The sequence below is a fragment of the Micromonospora sp. NPDC005220 genome (assembly GCF_040607895.1).
In the GTDB taxonomy this organism is placed as follows: Bacteria; Actinomycetota; Actinomycetes; order Mycobacteriales; family Micromonosporaceae; genus Micromonospora.
Genome location: NZ_JBEXHP010000029.1, coordinates 23,750 through 40,007, shown reverse-complemented (window position 1 = coordinate 40,007; position 16,258 = coordinate 23,750). Strand labels below are relative to the sequence as shown.

15 protein-coding genes and 1 pseudogene are annotated in these 16,258 nt (G+C 70.7%); 6 read left to right on the top strand and 10 right to left on the bottom strand.

The features are described from left to right. Positions 1-28 precede the first annotated feature (28 nt). Complete coding sequence (locus ABZU52_RS14570; RefSeq protein WP_354971528.1) at positions 29-958, bottom strand: DUF3027 domain-containing protein; 930 nt, start codon at positions 956-958, stop codon at positions 29-31. Here ABZU52_RS14570 and ABZU52_RS14565 point away from each other — a divergent pair. Then, entirely contained in the window at positions 957-2,558 is a 1,602-nt protein-coding gene (locus ABZU52_RS14565) for an MFS transporter (RefSeq protein WP_354971527.1), read from the top strand. The two genes, ABZU52_RS14570 and ABZU52_RS14565, sit on opposite strands and share 2 nt — an antisense overlap. Beyond that, positions 2,555-3,205 (top strand): futalosine hydrolase, encoded by a 651-nt coding sequence (locus tag ABZU52_RS14560; protein WP_354971526.1) that lies wholly within the window; start codon positions 2,555-2,557, stop codon positions 3,203-3,205. Before ABZU52_RS14565 ends, ABZU52_RS14560 begins: the two co-directional genes overlap by 4 nt. Here ABZU52_RS14560 and ABZU52_RS14555 read toward each other — a convergent pair whose 3' ends face one another. Further along, positions 3,206-4,069, bottom strand: a complete 864-nt coding sequence (locus ABZU52_RS14555; RefSeq protein WP_354971525.1) for a helix-turn-helix domain-containing protein — start codon at positions 4,067-4,069, stop codon at positions 3,206-3,208. A gap of 332 nt (positions 4,070-4,401) precedes the next feature. On the opposite strand from ABZU52_RS14555, the gene ABZU52_RS14550 reads away from it, so the two are divergent. Beyond that, positions 4,402-5,232 carry a 1,4-dihydroxy-6-naphthoate synthase gene (locus ABZU52_RS14550; protein WP_354971524.1) on the top strand — a complete coding sequence of 277 codons (831 nt, stop codon included), beginning with the start codon at positions 4,402-4,404 and terminating at the stop codon, positions 5,230-5,232. Here the strand turns inward: ABZU52_RS14550 and ABZU52_RS14545 are convergent. Together ABZU52_RS14545 and ABZU52_RS14540 are read right to left on the bottom strand one after the other, a co-directional pair. Next, positions 5,193-5,579, bottom strand: a complete 387-nt coding sequence (locus tag ABZU52_RS14545; RefSeq protein WP_088986676.1) for a cold shock domain-containing protein — start codon at positions 5,577-5,579, stop codon at positions 5,193-5,195. The two genes, ABZU52_RS14550 and ABZU52_RS14545, sit on opposite strands and share 40 nt — an antisense overlap. Before the next feature lie 27 nt (positions 5,580-5,606). Beyond that, a complete protein-coding gene (locus tag ABZU52_RS14540) occupies positions 5,607-6,230 on the bottom strand; it encodes an HAD family hydrolase (protein WP_354971523.1) in 624 nt (207 codons plus the stop codon). An 83-nt stretch (positions 6,231-6,313) separates the two neighbouring features. Here ABZU52_RS14540 and ABZU52_RS14535 point away from each other — a divergent pair, with 83 nt between their 5' ends. Beyond that, a complete protein-coding gene (locus tag ABZU52_RS14535; protein ID WP_354971522.1) occupies positions 6,314-8,797 on the top strand; it encodes a helicase-associated domain-containing protein in 2,484 nt (827 codons plus the stop codon). A gap of 30 nt (positions 8,798-8,827) precedes the next feature. Here the strand turns inward: ABZU52_RS14535 and ABZU52_RS14530 are convergent, their stop codons facing one another. Together ABZU52_RS14530 and ABZU52_RS14525 are read right to left on the bottom strand one after the other, a co-directional pair. Next, complete coding sequence (locus ABZU52_RS14530; RefSeq protein WP_354971521.1) at positions 8,828-9,064, bottom strand: hypothetical protein; 237 nt, start codon at positions 9,062-9,064, stop codon at positions 8,828-8,830. Between the two features lie 98 nt (positions 9,065-9,162). Beyond that, on the bottom strand, positions 9,163-10,038 hold the full coding sequence (locus ABZU52_RS14525) for a L,D-transpeptidase family protein (RefSeq protein WP_354971520.1): 876 nt from the start codon (positions 10,036-10,038) through the stop codon (positions 9,163-9,165). 172 nt (positions 10,039-10,210) lie between these two features. Between ABZU52_RS14525 and ABZU52_RS14520 the strand changes: the two genes are divergently transcribed. Next, positions 10,211-11,890 (top strand): DNA repair helicase XPB, encoded by a 1,680-nt coding sequence (locus ABZU52_RS14520; protein ID WP_354971519.1) that lies wholly within the window; start codon positions 10,211-10,213, stop codon positions 11,888-11,890. A gap of 227 nt (positions 11,891-12,117) precedes the next feature. Here the strand turns inward: ABZU52_RS14520 and ABZU52_RS14515 are convergent, their stop codons facing one another. Both ABZU52_RS14515 and ABZU52_RS14510 read right to left on the bottom strand, forming a co-directional pair. Beyond that, positions 12,118-12,840, bottom strand: a complete 723-nt coding sequence (locus ABZU52_RS14515; protein ID WP_354971518.1) for a PaeR7I family type II restriction endonuclease — start codon at positions 12,838-12,840, stop codon at positions 12,118-12,120. Continuing rightward, a complete protein-coding gene (locus ABZU52_RS14510) occupies positions 12,806-14,536 on the bottom strand; it encodes an Eco57I restriction-modification methylase domain-containing protein (RefSeq protein ID WP_354971517.1) in 1,731 nt (576 codons plus the stop codon). Before ABZU52_RS14510 ends, ABZU52_RS14515 begins: the two co-directional genes overlap by 35 nt. Positions 14,537-14,567: 31 nt before the next feature. Between ABZU52_RS14510 and ABZU52_RS14505 the strand changes: the two are divergent. After that, positions 14,568-15,187: pseudogene (locus ABZU52_RS14505) on the top strand (helicase-related protein); the annotation flags it as partial. Positions 15,188-15,273: 86 nt separating this feature from the next. Here ABZU52_RS14505 and ABZU52_RS14500 read toward each other — a convergent pair. Next, entirely contained in the window at positions 15,274-15,507 is a 234-nt protein-coding gene (locus ABZU52_RS14500; RefSeq protein WP_354971516.1) for a hypothetical protein, read from the bottom strand. A gap of 335 nt (positions 15,508-15,842) precedes the next feature. Continuing rightward, a complete protein-coding gene (locus ABZU52_RS14495) occupies positions 15,843-16,181 on the bottom strand; it encodes a DUF6527 family protein (protein WP_354971547.1) in 339 nt (112 codons plus the stop codon). Positions 16,182-16,258 lie beyond the last annotated feature (77 nt).

Below are 16,258 nucleotides of genomic sequence, written 5' to 3'. Positions count from 1 at the left end.
CCGCGCCGGAGCACTCCGGCGCGGACGATCAGGAGTGCCCGTACGGCTCCGCCGGCTCAGCCGCCTCCACCGAGCCCGGGGGACGGCTCACCGACATGGCCTCCACCGCGCTGTCGTCGTACACCGTGGGTAGCTCCTCGACAGCGGTCTCGGCCGCCTCGATCAACGTCTCGGAGTGCGCGCCGCAACCGTGATCGGCGCTCACCACCCGGCCGTCGTCGGGGGCGTAAAAGTTGCCGCACGCCCCGAATGCCTGCCGCATCGCACCGGCCAGCGGCAGGTAGAAGCCGCAGGTGCCGCAGCGGGCGGCGGCCGGAGCGGCGGTCGAGATGGCCGCGGCGGGGCCGTGGTCACCCTCGTACCAGCGCTGCGCCGCGTCGATGCGGCCCTCCCGGGAGAGCACCCGGGCCCGCCCGAGGCCCAACTCCCACGCCGTCTCCTCGACCGCCGGGTCGTCGGAGAGCAGGTAACCGGGGACCAGTCGATCGTCGTCGGGCGAGGTCGGCAGCAGGTCACCGGGACCCAGATCACCCGGCTTGAGCCGCTCCTGCCAGGGCAGCCAGCCGGGCGCGAGCAGCGCGTCCGGCCCGGGCAGCAGGACCGTCTCGCAGATGGTCACCGTCTTGCTGCGCGGCACCCGGGTGACGGTGACCGCCCAGCGCCAGCCGCGGTAGCCGGCGAGGCGGCATTCGAAGTAGTGGGTGACCAGCCGATCACCCTCGGCCACGACCTGCAGGTGGTCGCCGACATCGTCGGCGTCCACCTCGGTGATGCCGGCGCGGGCCACCTCGACGGCGGCGGCGCAGACCTGGTCGAGACGGGCGGCACGGGTGGAGGCGGGCCTGGTCACCTCACCATTGTTCCCCATGCGCCTCGCAGGGGTGACAGGGACTCCCGGGGAACCTTTCCCAGCGGTGGTGCGGCGTACCCGGATCAGATGGGCGAGGATGGTGCACATGCCGTCGTACTCCCGCTCCGGGCGTTCCGTCCTCGGTCGGACCGTCGGCACCGGCATTCGCGCCGTCCGGCTGCTGCTGCGCGGTTCGCTGGGCAGCGGCCGCTGGGTGACCCGCCGGGCCGGCCGGGCCCGCGCCCGGGGTGCCGGCGGCGAGGTCGGCATGGTTCGCCTGTTCGACCTGCACGCGCTCTCCTGTGCCGGTGACACTCTGATCGCCATCGGCCTGGCCGGCACGATCTTCTTCAACGTGCCGCTCGGCGAGGCCCGCAGCAAGGTCGCGCTCTACCTGCTGGTGACCATGGTGCCGTTCGCGATGCTCGCCCCGGTGGTGGGCCCGCTTCTGGACCACTTCCGGCACGGCCGGCGGTACGCCCTGGCCGCGACGATGCTCGGCCGCGCCTTCCTGGCCTGGTTGATCTCCGATTACATCCACGGCTTCGGGCTCTATCCGGCCGCGTTCGGGGTGCTCGCGCTCTCCCGGGCGTACGGCGTGGCCCGCTCCGCGGCGGTGCCCCGGTTGTTGCCGGAGGGCCTCGGCTTGTCCCAGGTGGGTGCCCGGGCCAGCGTCTACGGCACGGTCGCGGGTGCGCTGGTGGCACCGATCGGGTTGGCCGCGTTCTGGTTCGGGCCGCAGTGGCCGCTACGGGTCGCGTCGGTGATCTTCCTGGTCGGCATGGTGATCTCCCTGCGGCTGCCACCGAAGGCCGACTCGGAGCCACCGGAGCGGGTCCCCCGGCCCCTGCGCGCGCTGGGCCGCCGCCGGGGTGACCGTCCGCTGGGCCGGGGCCGACCGGCCGGCCGGCTGGTGATCGCCACCCTGATCGGCGCCGCGACGCTACGCGCGCTCTACGGCTTCCTGCTGCTCTTCCTCGCCTTCGCGATCAAGAAGGGCGACCTGACCACAGTGGTGTTCGGCCGGGATCTGGGCGTCGAGTGGGCGTTGGGCGTGGTCGGCGGCGCGCTCGCGGTCGGCACCTTCCTGGCCACCGCCATCGGCACCCGACTGCGCATCCACCGGCCGACCGCCATCCAGTCCAGCAGCATGATCATCGTGGCCGGGGTGGCGGTGCTCGCCGTGATCCAGTTCTCGCTGCTGATGGTCGCCCTGCTCTGCCTGGTCGCCGCGCTGGTCAGCGGAATAGCGAAGCTGGCGGTGGACGCCTCGATCCAGGAGCGCATCCCGGAACGGTTGCGGGCCAGTTCCTTCGCCCACTCCGAGACGGTGCTGATGCTCGCCTTCGTCGCCGGCGGCGGGCTCGGGCTGGTGCCGTTCGACGGTCGGGTGGGCATCGCCGTCGCCGCCGGGGTCGGCGTACTGGCCGCGATCCGGGGTGTGCTGGCCGCCGCCCGGCTGCGCGGCGAGAAGCTGGCCGGCCGACCGCTCGGCGACGACGAGCTGACCGAGGACGAGCCGGCGGACGAGCCCGGCGACCCCACACCCACCTCACCGGCACCGGCCCAGACCAGCTCACCGCAGTACGACGACCCGAGCCTGGCCCCGCCGGGCTACCACATCTACCGCCCGTCGTCGTCGGTTGGCGGCCCCGGCGGCGGGGCCGACGACGAGACCCGCCGCGAATCCCCCGGCTCACTCTCGTGACCGGTCTGCTGGTGGTGACGGCGGTTCCCGCCGAGGCGGACGCGGTCCGCGCCGGGCTGACCGACCACACCGTGACCGTCACCCCGGTCGGCGTGGGTCCGGCCGTCGCCGGTGCCGCCACCGCCCGGCTGCTGGCGCTGGCCGAGGCCGCTGGCCGCCCGTACCGTGCGGTGATCAGCGCCGGTGTGGCCGGCGGCTTCACCGGGCGGGCCGAGGTCGGCGACACCGTCCTGGGCACCGCCAGCATCGCCGCCGACCTCGGCGCTGAGTCGCCGGACGGTTTCATCCCCGTCGACGAGCTGGGCATGCCGCCCGCGCTGCTCGGTGCCGGCAGCCGGGTGCCGACGGACCCGGGCCTGCTGGCGACACTGCGGGCCGCCCTCCCGACGGCCACGGCCGGCCCGGTGCTCACGGTCAGCACCGTCACCGGCACCACCGCCAGCACCGACGAGCTGCGTCGGCGGCATCCGGAAGCGGTCGCCGAAGCCATGGAGGGGTACGGCGTGGCGGTCGCCGCGGCGCAGGCCGGGGTGCCCTTCGCCGAACTGCGCACCATCTCCAACCCGATCGGCCCCCGCGACCGGGACGCCTGGCGGCTGCGCGAAGCCCTCGCCGCGCTGACCGTGGCAGCCCCGGCACTGCGCTGACTACGGCTGCGGCGGACGGACCTCGAGCGCGAGCGCAGACGGCCGGCCCGCCTGTAGCTCGAACCCACAGGCGAGCAGGAACTCGACGTTTCCCGCTTCGGCTATCGCGTGGGTGGTCCGAATGCCGGCCACCGCCATCTCCTTGGCCAGCAACCCGATCAGCTGACGCCCGATGCCTAAGGTCCGCAGGCCGGGAACAACGAGAACGCCCTCCAACACCAGCTCACGCCGATCGCCCCAATCCTCACCGACGAGGAGGTCAAAGCTCCGCTCATGGGCCCTCAGCTCACCGACCGGCCCGGCACCGGGCACCTCGGCGACGAAACGCCACGAGGTGGCCGGCAGCCCTTCGACAGCCCGCCGAAACCGCACCCGGGCACGGGAGAGGTCCCGCAAGCGCCGCTCGTCGCGTCGCGCTCGATCCAGGTCGTAGGTCAGCTCCGGGACGCGTACCGGCCACAACCGCTGCGGCAAGGTGTAGGAGTGCACCCACCAGGCGCCCGGCCAGTCGTTGAGGGTCAGAACTCGACGGACGTCAAGGTGGGCCGGGTATCGACGACCGGCCTCATCCCGTACCTCGTTGTCGGGTCGTAGCTCGTTGTCGGGTCGTGGCTCGCTGTCGGGTCGTGGCTCGTTGCCGAGAGGAGCGCCGGGCAGGCTGAGGACGATTTCACCGCCGGCCGCGCGGATCAGCCGCTCCACCGTCTGAAACGCCGGCCCGCCACCCTGCCCCGACTCGATCCGCGCCACCGTGCTCTTCGGGACCCCGGACTGCTCGGCCAACTCCCGCTGACTCAGATCGGCACGTCGACGAAGATCCCGCAGGATCTCCCCCACGTCGATCGCACCCTTGTCAGCAACCACCCGTCCATGGTTTTCCGTCCACCATTCGTCGTCAACAGGACGCCAGCCGCCTGTGGATAAATCTGTGGATAGGGGTGCCGCCGTTGTGCATACCTCTTCGTTCGGTCCTGTAGAGCTGCCCGGTGCGTGGGGCGGAACGATGGACGCCGGCTTGGCGTCGCCGCACTGACACACGCCGCCCCACCAGGGGGGCAGCTCTACAGGACGCGGCAGTGACTAGTCCTACCCCTGAGACCGGCGTTCGACGGCCATACGGGTACCGCGTGCCTGGCAGGTCACAGGCGCGGGACCGCGGCTACTGGACGGGTCGCGGGCGGGGCTAACGTGAGGGTGTGGCGCTCTCTCTGGCGATCTCGCCCTGCCCCAACGACACGTTCGTCTTCCACGCGCTCGTGCACGGGCGGGTGCCCGGCGCGCCGCCGGTCGAGGTGACGTACGCCGACGTGGACGTCACCAACACGGCGGCCGAGCGGGGCGCGTTCGACCTGGTGAAGGTGAGCTTCGCGGCGCTACCCTGGCTGCTCGACGACTACGATCTGCTGCCCTGCGGCGGCGCGCTCGGTCGCGGCTGCGGCCCGCTGGTGCTCACCAGGGGCGACCGCACCGACCTGACCGGCGCGACGGTGGCGGTGCCGGGCGACCGGACCACCGCGTACCTGCTGTTCCGGCTCTGGTCGGCCGGGCGGCCGCCGGCCCGGATCGAGGTGGTCCCGTTCCACGAGATCATGCCGGGCGTGGCGGCCGGGCGCTACGACGCTGGGCTGGTCATCCACGAGGCCCGGTTCACCTACCACCGACACGGCCTGAGCGCCCTGGTCGACCTCGGCGAGTGGTGGGAGACCGACACCGGCCTGCCCATCCCGCTCGGCGCGATCCTGGCCAAGCGGGGCGCGGTGGACCCGGAGGCCGCGGCCGGCTGGGTCCGCGAGTCGGTCCGGCAGGCCTGGGCCGACCCGGCGGCCAGCCGGGAGTACGTGCTGGCGCACGCCCAGGAGATGGAGCTCGACGTGGTGGACCGGCACATCGGCCTCTACGTCAACGAGTTCACCGCGGACCTGGGCGAGGCCGGTTTCGCCGCGGTGGCGGCACTGCTCGACCGGGCCGCCACCGCTGGCCTGGTGCCTCAGACCTCCAGCTCGCGGGCCACCGCGTGGACCAGCTGAGCGATCTTCTGCGCGGTCTTCTTGTCCGGGTACCGACCCCGACGCAGGTCCGGCTGGACCTTCGCCTCCAGCACCTTGATCATGTCCTCGACCAGGCCGTGCAGCTCCTCGGCCGGTCGACGGCGCAGCTCCGCCATCGACGGCGGCGCGTCCAGCAGCTTGACGCCCATGGCCTGCGCGCCCCGGCGGCTGTCCACCACACTGAAGTCGACCCGCTGGCCACCCTTGAGGTCGGTGACACCCGCCGGCAGCGCCCCCTTGGGCAGGAACACGTCGCCGCCCTCGTCACTCGTGACGAAGCCGTATCCCTTGGCCGTGTCGTACCACTTCACTCGACCCGTAGGCACCTGAAAACCCCTGCTTCACTTGAGCCGCTACTGCTCCAAGGCTAGCTGGATCATCCCGTCGAGCGCCGCTGGGAATTCGGTGAGCTCGTCCAGCACCACTTCCGCCCCGGCCGCAAGCAGCTCATCGGAGGAACACGGGCCGGTCGCCACAGCGATGCCGGGCACCCCGGCCGCTGCCGCCGCCACCATGTCCGCCACATGATCACCGACGTAGTGGGTCGCACCGTGCTCCCGCAGCGCGGTCGCCTTCTGCTCGGCGAACAGGTCGCCGGCCAACTCGTCGACCACGAGGCCGAGGTGGTCCAGGTGCAACCGGGCCAGCCGGCCGATCTTGGACGTGACGACAAGCACCCGGCCGCCGCGCGCGTGGATCTCGTCGATGGCCTCCCGCGCGCCGGGCAGCGGCAGCGTCGGAGTGATCGCGTACGCCGGGTACAGCTCGCGGTACACCCGTACCGCCGACTCGACCTGCTCTGGCGGGAACCAGTGCGCGATCTCGGTACGCAGCGGCGGCCCGAGCCGGGACACCGCCAGCTCGGCGTCGATCGGCACACCTGTCCTCGCGGTCAGCGCCCGGTACGTCGCGGCGATGCCGGGGCGGGAGTCCACCAGGGTCATGTCGAGGTCGAATCCGACGGTCAGTGCGGGCATGTCGAGAAACGTACCGGCTACTCCCAGTCGGCCGGACGTCCGAGGGGCGCGGAAGCCCGGTGCCGGGCTAGCGTGGAAAGACGATGACCACCTCACTCGCCGACCACCTGCGGTCGCTGCCCGACGAGTCACTGGCCGCGCTCCTCCAGCTGCGGCCCGACCTCGTCGTGCCCGTGCCGGCCGACGTCTCCGCCCTGGCCATCCGGGCCCAGTCCCGGGTCTCCGTGGCCCGTGCGCTGGACGGGCTGGACCAGTTCACCCTCCAGATCCTCGACGCCGCCCGCCTCACCCGGAATCCGGACGACGCGACCACGGCCACCGACACCGTGCTCGCGATGGCGACGGCCGGGCCGCAACCGCCGGCTCCGACGGCCGTCCGGGCCGCCGTGGACCGGCTGCGTGCGCTCTTCCTGCTGTACGGCCCGGAGCACGCGCTCCAGGTGGCGCCCGCCGTCGACGAAGTCGCCCCGTACCCCGCCGGGCTCGGCCGGCCGGCCGCGGAGCTGGACCCGCGCACGGCCGCGCTCTGCGCGGACCCGGCGAAGCTGCGACGGACGGTGCTCGCCGCCCCGCCCTCGGCGCGGGCGATCCTGGACCGGTTGGCGGCCGGCCCGCCGGTGGGCAGCGTGCCGCCGGGAGCGTTGCAGGCGCCGCCGCTCGGCGCGGAGGACCCGGTCCTCTCCGACCCGACAAACGGTGGCGCGCCGACCGGCTCCCCGGTGCGGTGGCTCGTCGACAACCGGCTGCTGGTTCCGGTGACGACCGGCTCGTCCACGGCCAGCGGAACGGTGGAGCTGCCCCGCGAGGTCGGCCTGCTGCTGCGCCGCGACAGCGGCCCGCTCGGGCCGCTGCGCACCAGCCCACCGCCGGTGGCCGCCGCGCCGCGCGAGCCGAAGGCGGTCGACTCGGCCGGAGCCGGACAGACCATGGAGGTGGTCCGGAACACCGAAGGGCTGCTGGAGCAGCTCGCCGACGAGCCCGCGCCGGTGCTGCGTTCGGGGGGCATCGGTGTGCGGGACCTACGCCGGTTGGCGCGTACCGGCGGGCTGGACGAACCGACCACAGCGCTGCTGCTGGAGGTCGCGTACGCGGCGGGGCTCCTCGGTGAGCTGGAGATGCCCGGCTCGGCCACCGGCCGGTACGGGGCGGATCAGCAGGTGCTGCCGACCGGCGGGTACGAGGTGTGGCGGGCCGCCTCGCTGGCCCAACGGTGGGAGCAGCTCGCCCGAGCCTGGTTGACCATGACCCGGCAGGTGGGGCTGGTCGGCCGCCGGGACGACCGGGACCGGCCGATCACCGCGCTCTCCGCCGAGGCCGAGCGGGCCAGCGTGCCGGCCACCCGGCGGGCGGTGCTCGGCGTCCTCGCCGACCTGGAGCCGGCCACCGCGCCCACCCCGGAGGAGGTGCAGGACCTGCTGGACTGGCGGGCCCCGCGCCGCAGCCGAGGCCGGGACGCCGCCCACCGGGAGGTGCTGGCCGAGGCCGCACAGCTGGGCGTGACGGGGCTGGGGGCGCTCACCTCGTACGGTCGGCTGCTGCTGGGCGACCTGACGTCGACCGACGAGCGGGGCGACGACCCGCTGGGCGTGCACGCGGACGTCGAGAGCGGCGACCCGTCCAGTGCCGCGCGGGCGCTGGACGCGCTGCTGCCCGCCCCGGTCGACCATTTCCTGGTGCAGGCAGACCTGACCGTGGTGGTGCCCGGCCCACCCGAGCCGGCGCTCGCCGTCGAGCTGGAGGCGATGACCGAACTCGAGTCGGCCGGTGGGGCCAGCGTGCACCGGGTCACCACGGCGAGCGTGCGGCGAGCCCTGGATTCCGGCTACACCGCGGACGACCTGCACGACGTGTTCCGGCGCCGGTCGCGGACCCCGGTGCCGCAGGGGCTCACCTACCTGATCGACGACGTGGCCCGTAAGCACGGCGGGCTGCGGGTCGGCCTGGCCGGGGCGTACCTGCGCAGCGACGACGAGACGCTGATCAGCGAGGTGCTCGCCGACCGGCGGCTGGAGTCATTGGCGCTGCGGCGGCTCGCCCCGACGGTGCTCTGTACGCAGTACCAGGTTGGTCGGCTGCTGGGCGCGCTTCGCGACGCCGGGTACGCCCCGGTGCAGGAGGACGGCACCGGCAGCACGGTGCTGGCCCGGCCGCGAATTCGGCGTGCCCCGGCCCGGGTGTCGGTGACCACCCGGACGATCGACCCGCTGGCCGCCCCGAAGCTGCCCATGCCCCGGCTGCTCGGTGTGGTGGAGCACATCCGGCGGGGTGACGCGGCGGCGCGGGCGGCCCGACGGGCACCGGCGGTGGTGCGCGGCGGCGCGGCAGGGCTGGGCGGCGGCCCGGTGCCAGCGCACACCCACAGCGAGGCCCTGGCGGTGCTTCAGCAGGCGGTCCGGGACAAGGCGCTGGTCTGGGTCGGTTACGTCGACGCGCACGGGGCGACGGCGTCGCGCCTGCTCAAGCCGGTTTCGATCGGTGCCGGCTACCTGCGGGCCGAGGACGAACGGACGGAGATGCTGCACACGTTCGCGCTGCACCGGATCACCGCGGCGGTGGTGGCGGACTGACCGACGGCGCCACCGCGCGGGCGCTGTCGGTCAGCGGCGGCTGCGGCGTACGGTGCCGACCACCGAGATGATCAGCAGCAGCGCGAACCCGGCGCCGGCGGACTCCCCGACCGAGTCGACGAAGCCCTGCTGGAGCACCAGCCAGCCGAAGAGGAACCACCCCAGGAGGAGCGTCGCCGCGACGGCGTACGCGATCACGGTCGCTCGGGACACCTCGTCGGGTGGCGCTTGCTCGTGCTTCGCGATCACGTCACGGTCGACCGTCATACCCAGCCTCCCCGCCCGGTCCGGACCCTGGACTCCCAGGGTGACACTCGAAAGTCCGGTCGGACAGGGGGTTATCCCCCCGATTCGCTCCGTGTCGCTCAGGTGCCGGGGCGGCGACCGATCAGCACCACCCGGGTGCCGACAGTGCCCAGCTCCCACATTCGGACGGCGTCGGCGTGCAGGAGGTTGACGCAGCCGTGCGAGCCGATCGACTTGTCGTGCAGGTAGGTGGTGGTCTCGTGGAAGCCCATCCCCTGGGTGAAGTGCTGCCAGTACGGCAGCCACACCTCGTACGGGTCGGACCACTCCTTGGGGTTGCGGTAGTTGACGGCGTACGTGCCGGCCGGGGTGCGGTAGCCGGACATGCCGGTGCGGGTCACCGTCGGCGCCATGATCACCTTGCCGCCGCGGAGTGCCCAGACGGTCTGCCGGGTCAGGTCAACGCAGAACGTGGTGCCCGTGCCGGCCTTGCAGCGGGCCGGGTCGGTGGTGGCGAGGCGCTGGGCCACGTCGAAGGTGGTCGGTCCGGCGCGACCCTCGACGGGGCGAATGCCGTACCTCTTCTGGAACTTCTTGATCGCGGCGCAGTCGGCGGCGGACTGCCGCCCGTCCACGGTCACCGCCCCGAACCCGCCCAACCGGGCCAGGTAGGCCTCCACCGCACGCTGGTGCTGGCCCTGGGGGCAGCCGGCGACGGCCGGCGTACCGGTGCTGGGGGTCGGTTTGGTCGTCGTCGTGCGGGTCGGCTTCGGCGTGGGTTTCCGGGTCGCTGTGGGCGCGGCCGGCGCGGGCCGGCCGTGCTGGTCCGGCCCGGGCGTGTCGCTCACCCCCGTTGCCTGTTCCGCCGCACCGGCTGGGGCGGCTCCCCCGCCACCACTCCCGCCGGACTGCGGATCGAACGCACACGCACCCGCGCCGACCAGCACGACCACCACAAGGGCGACCAGCCGGGAAGTGATCCGAACGTGCTTCACGGGCCCTCCCCAGACAGTCGTCCCTTTACTAGACGTTCGTGGGTGCCGTCACGGTTGCGGCCGGTGAGCAACTTTCTTCCGCCGTCCCGCACCGTGCAACACTGGATGGTCGGCCAGCGGCGGGTACGCGACCCGTTCCGGCCGGACGGCCAACCGAGGAGAGGACGCTGGCGTGAGTGGTGGACCACTGATCGTGCAGTCGGACAAGACCCTGCTGCTGGAGATCGACCACCCCGACGCGCAGGCCTGTCGAATGGCGATCGCGCCGTTCGCGGAGCTGGAACGCTCGCCGGAGCACGTGCACACCTACCGTCTGACCCCGCTGGGTCTGTGGAACGCCCGCGCCGCGGGGCACGACGCCGAGGGTGTCGTCGACTCGCTGATCAAGTACTCCCGCTATCCGGTGCCGCACGCGCTGCTGGTGGACGTGGCCGAGACGATGGACCGGTACGGCCGGCTTCAGCTCGCCAACGACCCGGCGTACGGGCTGGTGCTGCGCGCACTGGACCGGTTGGTGCTGATCGAGGTGGCCAAGAGCAAGAAGCTCGCCGGGATGCTCGGCGACAAGATCGACGACGACACCATCCGGGTGCACCCGTCCGAGCGTGGCCGGCTCAAGCAGGCGCTGCTCAAGCTGGGCTGGCCGGCGGAGGACCTGGCCGGCTACGTCGACGGTGAGGCGCACCCGATCGAGCTGGCCGAGGCCGGCAAGAACGGGCGCAAGCCGTGGACGCTGCGGTCGTACCAGCGGGAGGCCGTCGAGGCGTTCTGGGCCGGCGGGTCGGGCGTGGTGGTGCTGCCCTGCGGCGCCGGAAAGACCCTGGTCGGCGCGGCGGCGATGGCCGAGGCGAAGGCAACCACGCTGATCCTGGTCACCAACACGGTCGCCGGCCGGCAGTGGAAGCGGGAGCTGATCGCCCGCACGTCGCTGACCGAGGAGGAGATCGGCGAGTACTCGGGCGAGCGCAAGGAGATCCGCCCGGTCACCATCGCCACGTACCAGGTGCTCACCTCGCGGCGCGGCGGCGCGTTCACCCACCTGGACCTGTTCGGGGCCCGCGACTGGGGCCTGGTCGTCTACGACGAGGTGCACCTGCTGCCCGCGCCGATCTTCCGGTTCACCGCGGACCTCCAGGCCCGCCGTCGGCTGGGCCTCACCGCGACTCTGGTACGCGAGGACGGCCGCGAGGGTGACGTGTTCAGCCTGATCGGCCCGAAGCGGTACGACGCGCCGTGGAAGGACATCGAGTCGCAGGGCTGGATCGCCCCGGCCGAGTGCACCGAGGTCCGGGTGACCCTGACCGACGCGGAGCGGATGTCGTACGCGACAGCGGAGGCCGAGGAGCGCTACCGGATGGCGGCGACCGCCCGCACCAAGCTGCCGGTGGTCAAGGCGCTGGTCGACCGGCACCCCGACGACCAGGTGCTGGTGATCGGCGCGTACATCGACCAGCTGCACCAGCTTGGCGAATACCTGGACGCGCCGATCATCCAGGGCTCGACCACCAACAAGGAACGGGAGCGGCTGTTCGACGCGTTCCGCTCCGGCTCGCTGCGCACCTTGGTCATCTCGAAGGTCGGGAACTTCTCCATCGACCTGCCCGAGGCCGCGGTGGCGATCCAGGTGTCCGGGACGTTCGGGTCACGCCAGGAGGAGGCGCAGCGGCTGGGTCGGGTGTTGCGGCCAAAGGCCGACGGGCGGCAGGCGCACTTCTACACGGTGGTGTCCCGGGACACGATCGACACGGAGTACGCGGCGCACCGGCAGCGCTTCCTCGCCGAGCAGGGCTACGCGTACACCATCGTCGACGCCGACGACGTCCTCGGCCCGAAGCTCCCTACGGTCGACTGATGAAGTACACCGCCAGATGCGTACGCTCGGGCGCTTGGTGGGCGATCAGCGTGCCGGAGATCAAGGGCGTGTTTTCCCAGGCTCGTCGTCTCGACTAGGTCGAACGGATGGCACGTGAGGCCATCGCCCTCATCCGCGACGTCGACCCGAACAGCTTCGATGTTGACGTACAGCCCGACCGGAAGAGGCGACGCGCGCTGCCGAGCGTGGATTGAGGAGACGTCTGGTTAATTGCGCCTACCAGGACGTAGGACGCCAACCTGCTCGATTCGAGCCATGATATCGCCGACGAAGGCAGCGAAGCCAATCTCTGGATCGGGCTGGCGGATAGGTGCATCCGCTTCCCGGGAAGAGGTGACAAGGCAGGTGGCGTCATACAATCCTGCGGTCATGAGGCGCTGGCAAAAAACCCAGTAGCGATCCAGGTAGGAGGTGTCGGCGAAGGCAGGATCGATTGGCAAGGTGCCGCTTCGTGGCATTCCCTTCCGGGTGGACGTCGCCGCCTCTTCGACCAACAGAACGTAACCGAGCCATGGCCGCAGCTGGCCGAGCAGCCCGTGCTCGTATGCGTGCCACAGGTCGACTGCGCTACCGATCGCCTCCTCGGTGCGGTTGTTGAAGTTGTTGCCAAAGGACGGGCCGACGTGTGACTTGAGTTCGATGGCCGCGACCAGTTCATCCTCATGAAGGACGACGAGGTCCCACTTCTTTGTCGGTCGGAAGTAGCCAGGCAGCTCGACTCCGGACCTGCAACGCACGGCGTCGGCCGGAAAACCGGCATCTCGAAAGACGTTCGCCAGCAGTTCGGTCAGGGCGTCGAGATGCGCCCCGCCGGTCACCGCGCCGCGCCCTCCGGTGTCTGCCCGGCCCGACAGCAACTTCTTAGCGGCTTGCGACTCTCGAACCATCCAGGAGCTACGAACTGCCTCCTCGAACGCCCGCTCGTCCATCGATCAGGTCTCCCGACTCCTCGATCCCGTACACCCGCAGCGCAACCTCCGTTGCCGCCCGGGTGTCCCGCTGGTCGAACGCGGCGGCGAGCGCGGCTTGAGCCGCGGGTGAGATCGTCTCGGGCCGGGGAACGCGGATTCGACGTAGGTACTGGGCTTGGAATCGAAGGGTGCCGCCCCGCATCCTAACGGCGTATGCCTCGACGAACGCCTGCGCGACACGGGACAGCAGCAGTCCACCTAGGACACGCAGGTCCCAGGCGTCGGAAACGATGTAGTACAGGTTGTGATGCGGGTAGAAGTTCCCCTCGTCCAGGACGGGATGGATCTCGCTCTTCATGTCGGGGAACAACAGCTTCGGTCGCGCGACCAGGGAATGGTCAACCTTGTCGATGGTTCGATACCAGTGAGCGGGTCGCTTGCCGGCGACGTGTCGGCGCTTGAGGGCCGCAGCGTGCCGTTCGTAGTAGGCCCGCAGACGCGGAAGGGCATCCAGGTCAACGAGTTGCCCGTCCGCGCCCCAGGGGTTGACCAGGTAATGACCGGACCATTCCAGGGTGCCCGAGGTCGTGTCCCGCACCATCGACAGCGGCAGCAGCCGTCTCGGCTCGACATCTGCGCCGGTGGTGATGAAGACGCTGTCGGCGCCGGTGGCGACGCCAATACCGACCCGAGTGCCGGTCTCCGCGTCTTCCAACGGGGGAAAGCATTCGTTCAGGTCCTCGATCAGGGCGAGCCGCGAGGGCGAGCCCGTCGGCCAGGAGTGTCCCCCGCTGAACCAGTGCGGGAGTCGTGCGATCTCGTACCGGTCATCGGCCCACGGCACCGACTCCGGGTTGGCGATCCACTCCAGTAGTTCCGGAGCGTCCTGGGAGCCGAAGGCCCTCCGGGTGTCTGCCACTACCGCAGCGCTCTGGGGAGCGCGGCGAATCACCGTGATCGCGGGGTAGGCGGAAACCTGCTCCTCGAACGCGTCGACGTCGTGCATCGTGACCGTCACGTCGAGGCTGTACCTGGCGGAGATGAGCTCCCGCAACTGCCGGCCGTACTGGTTACGCATCCACCGGTCGGCGCAGATGAACGCCAGCACCCCGCCCTGTCTCAGCGAACGCAACCCGCGCTCGAAGAAGCCGACATACAGGTCGGACCGGCCGGTCATAGTGGGACACGCCGCGCGGTACGCCGCCATCCGGTCCGCTGGTACGTCCTCCAACCGCACGTAGGGAGGATTACCAACGACAAGGTCAACGCCGTCGTCAACGTGGGCATCGAGTAGGTAGTCACCTTGTCGCACCCACGACGTCGCCACCTCGCGGGCTTCAGCAGGTGGCCAGCCGTCGTCGACGAACACGTCCTGGGCCAACCGCCTGCTGGCTAACGCATTGGGTGTGAGCAGGTCGAAGGCGCGCACCGCACGCTTGGCGTCCAGGAGCGGGCGGTCGTGCTTGCGGCATGAGGCGCTGAGCCGGGCCGCCATCGAGGCCAGGAAGGCGCCGGTGCCGCAGGCCGGCTCGACCGCTAGTAGCTCGGCGAGGTCACGGTCAGGGGTATAGCCGGCCAGGTCCAGAATCAGATCGACGACCCATCGACGGGTGAAGACCTCGCCATGCTCGACCGATTTTTCCGGAATCGCCGCGAGCGGCGACTGCATCTCGCCCAGCGTGAGCTGCCGCGTCTGCTTCGCCACCGTACTCATCCGACGAGCATAGGACAGCCCGCTGACGACCCCGTGGCAGGACATCGAGTCGCAGGGCTGGATCGTCCCGGCCGAATGCATCGAGGTCCGGGTGACGCTCACCGACGCCGAGCGGATGTCCTACGCGACGGCGGAGGTCGAGGAGCGCTACGGGATTGCGGCCACCGCGCGGACGAAGCTGCCGGTGGTGAGGGCACTGGTCGAGGGCACCCGGACGACCAGGTGCTGGTGATCGGCGCGTACATCGGCCAACTGCACCAGCTCGGCGAGTACCTCGACGCGCCGATCATCCAGGGCTCGACCACGAACAAGGAGCGGGAACGACTCTTCGACGCGTTCCGCTCGGGCTCGCTGCGGACGTTGGTGATTTCGAAGGTCGGGAACTTCTGCGTTGATCTGCCCGAGGCGGCGGTGGCGATCCAGGTGTCGGGGACGTTCGGGTCGCGGCAGGAGGAGGCGCAGCGGCTCAGGCGGGTGCTGCGGCCGAAGGCCGACGGACGGCAGGCACACTTCTACACCGTGGTCTCCCGGGACACCATCGACACCGAGTACGCGGCACACCGACAGCGCTTCCTCGCCGAGGAGGGGTACGCGTACACCATCGTGGACGCTGACGACGTCCTCGGCCCGAAGCTCCCTTCGGTCGACTGACGCGTGGCCCGGGTGCAGGTGTCTGTCTGACGCGCTTTGGAGCTGATGTCGTAGACGAATCAGCCGGCCGCGCGCCCGCTCCCGACTCAGCGGCGGCCGAGCGTACGCAACCACGTCTTCTGCAGCATCGCGCACGCTTCTTCTATCGATACGGCCCGCAGAACGTCGCCATACCACGACACAAGGAGATCAACTAACTCAGCACGCTGGGTATCCTGCGCGGCTTGGGCTTGAGCTAAAAGGGGGCGCTCGCCGATGAAGTACACCGTCAGATGCGCACGCCCGGGTGCCTGGTGGGCGATTACCGTGCCGGAGATCAAGGGCGTGTTCTCTCAGGCCCTTCGTCTCGACCAGGTCGAAGAAATGGCACGTAAAGCCAATCGAAGCGTCGACCTACGCGCACCGAACGTCACGTCACGAGCTTGTCGTTGATCGTTAACCCGTCGCTTACCTGCTTAGATCCGATCGCCGAATTGTCGGTGCTTAACCGTGACAGTCAACACTTGACAGGAGTTTCCAAGAGGTAAACGGGGGCATCGTTGACCTCTTGCCGAGACGTCCGCGCGACCCCGCCAAGGCCCCCATCCGGCACCCCGTTGCCCGCCAACGTCGAGCCTGCCTGGCAGGTCACTAAACCTGGGAGCTGGCTTCGCCATTACGCCCGGCGGATCCGACGCAGTAGGCGCTTCAGCCGTCCAAGCGGCTGGCGTACCGACTCTACGCGGTCCTCGATAACCGGCGGAAGCATGTCGTTTACAGCGCCTTGTAGGGCGAGCCGGTCCCTGCGCCGGCCAACCGCAATCTTGTCCTCACTCCATGCGTCGGCCCAGCGGACGCGATTGCGCTTGATCCAGTAGTGGGATGAGCACGGCAAGCTCCAGTTGCCCACTGATGGGTCAAGTGAGACCGATTCGCCGTCGAACGTCAACTTCCACTGTGCCGGGTGGAGAGGCGTAACGACTTTGTGGCCGCACCCGCAGCAGCAGGCATGCACCGCCGTCGCGTACTCGACGCTGATGTATATCGTTCCGTCGGCTAGTTCAGACGGGACGTAGCCGACGAACTCGTGCC